Source organism: Polaromonas sp. P1_G2 (genome assembly GCF_056405515.1).
In genome coordinates this window covers 1-1966 of the sequence record NZ_JBFUBY010000462.1, presented here as the reverse complement: position 1 = coordinate 1966, position 1966 = coordinate 1, and the positions used below count along the sequence as shown (strand labels likewise).

The 1966-nt window shown below is 62.2% G+C and carries 1 protein-coding gene and 2 pseudogenes; all 3 read right to left on the bottom strand.

Features of this window, described 5'->3' with window-relative positions; genetic code table 11:
• Positions 1-669, bottom strand: a 669-nt coding sequence (gene flgK, locus AC1D0P_RS25210; RefSeq protein WP_477679235.1) for a flagellar hook-associated protein FlgK, incomplete at its 3' end; no start/stop codon positions are given.
• A 496-nt stretch (positions 670-1165) separates the two neighbouring features.
• Positions 1166-1375, bottom strand: a pseudogene (locus tag AC1D0P_RS25205) (methyl-accepting chemotaxis protein); the annotation flags it as partial.
• Between the two features lie 246 nt (positions 1376-1621).
• A pseudogene (locus tag AC1D0P_RS25200) lies at positions 1622-1966 on the bottom strand (methyl-accepting chemotaxis protein); the annotation flags it as partial.

Here is a 1966-nt window from a genome sequence, read left to right as displayed (position 1 = left end):
GTCCTGCACCACCAGCTTGGTGCCGACCAGCAGGCCCAGCTGGTTGACCAGCAGGTCGCGCTGGTCCAGCAGGTCGTTGGGGGCCTGGCCGCCCGAGGCGTTGCTGAACATCGCCACCTGCTTGTTGAGGCTGGCGATCTGCTCGGCATAGGTGTTGATCTGCGCCACGGTGCCGGAGATCTGGTCGTTGGTGGTGCTGTTCAGGCCTGTCAGGTACTGGTCCATGGAGCGGAACTGGTTGGCCGTGGCCTGCGCGGAGCTGATCAGCTGCTGGCGCGCGGCCGGGTCGGCCGGCGTGTTGGCGACAGCCTGGATGTTGGTGAACAGCGACTGCAGCTGGGGTGCCAGGCCGGCCTTCTGGTTGGCCAGCAGGTTGTCGATCTGGCTGATCTGCGTGTAGTAGGTCGTCAGCGACTGGTTCAGCGACTGCGCCTGGTTGAGCTGCGAGGACAGGTAGGCGTCGTAGCTGCGCGTCACGTCGGCCACCTTGGCGCCGCTACCGAAGAAACCGACGCTGGCGCGGTAGGTGCCACCGGCCGAAGCGATCTGCGCCGACTGCCGGCTATAGCCCGGCGTGTTGACGTTGGCGGTGTTGTGGCCGGTGGTCACCAGCGCGGCCTGGGCGGCGTTGAGGCCGCTGAGCCCGGTGTAGAACATGTTATTGGACATAAATCGGGTCTTTCACGGCGGCGGGTTGCGCCTGGGGAATGCGGGTGACGCCCACAGGCTGTCTATATATAGAGGGATAACGGCCGGGCTCTGGGTTAACTTGAGGGTGAACTCAGTTGCATCACAGATTTTTTGTAGAAGGGGAGGAATACATTTATCCGCAGATTTCGCAGATTTACGCAGATTGAAGACAAGATTTTTTGCATTCAAGGCTTCACTCTTATTGCCATACGCGACCATGTGACTTTTCATCAGATTCTCTTCATCTGTGTAAATCTGCGTAATCTGCGGATATAAATTTCTGCGTATCCGCGGATCAAGATTTCATCCGAAGATGACGCGAATTTAAGCAGGTTGAAAACGGAGACAGCTGCAAAGCAGTCACAACAACCAGAAGGTTTTTCTGATTGGCTCCGCCTTACGCGGTTAGCGAACGCTGCCACCTTTTGGCGCGTTCTTCAAATTCGCGCCGGCGATCCTCATCAATCTGCCCGGCCTTGTAGACCGAGTCGCCAATCAGCCCCTTGATTTCCTTGACCGCCGCCGCGCTGCGCTGGGCCAGGTGTTTGACTTCGGCGGCCACGGCGGCAAAACCGCGGCCCTGCTCGCCGGCACGGGCCGCTTCGGCGGCGGCGCTGTGGGCCAGGCTGCGCGTGCGCAGCGCGATGCCGTCGATCACGCCAATGATGTCGGCGATCTTTTCAGCGGGCAGGGGGTCCGGCCTGGCGGCCGCCACGCCGGGGTAGCCCAGCGTGAGAGGCAATTTTTCAACAGTCGATACCGGATGGCTGGTGGTCGCGTGCATGCGCACTCCTTGGAAATCAATGGTGTTGTCTGATGCAAGGCCGTGCCCGCGGCACGCCTCGCCCCTGCTTATCGGCCGGCTTCGGCAAAAACTTGAGCACTTGTTCACGCCGTGCCGGAAATTTTTATGCTGTCGCTACGTGGATGCTCAGAAGGTCTCCCAGCTGCCGCCGGCCGCGCCAGCCGCCAGCGGGGGTGCGATGGCCTGGCGGGCGTGGGGCGGTTGCCTCGGTGTGGCCGCAGGGCGGGCCGGGGTGGTGGGACGGCGCGGCGCGTGCACCTGCCCGTCGCCCTCTTCCAGCTTGAACACGCTGACGGCTTCCGACAGGCCGCTGGCCTGCTCTTGCAAGGAAGAGGCCGCGGCGGCTGCTTCTTCCACCAGGGCCGCGTTCTGCTGCGTGACCTGGTCCATCTGGGTGATGGCCTGGTTGATCTGTTCTATGCCCGAGGTCTGTTCCTGGCTCGCGGCCGTGATCTCGGCCATGATGTCGGT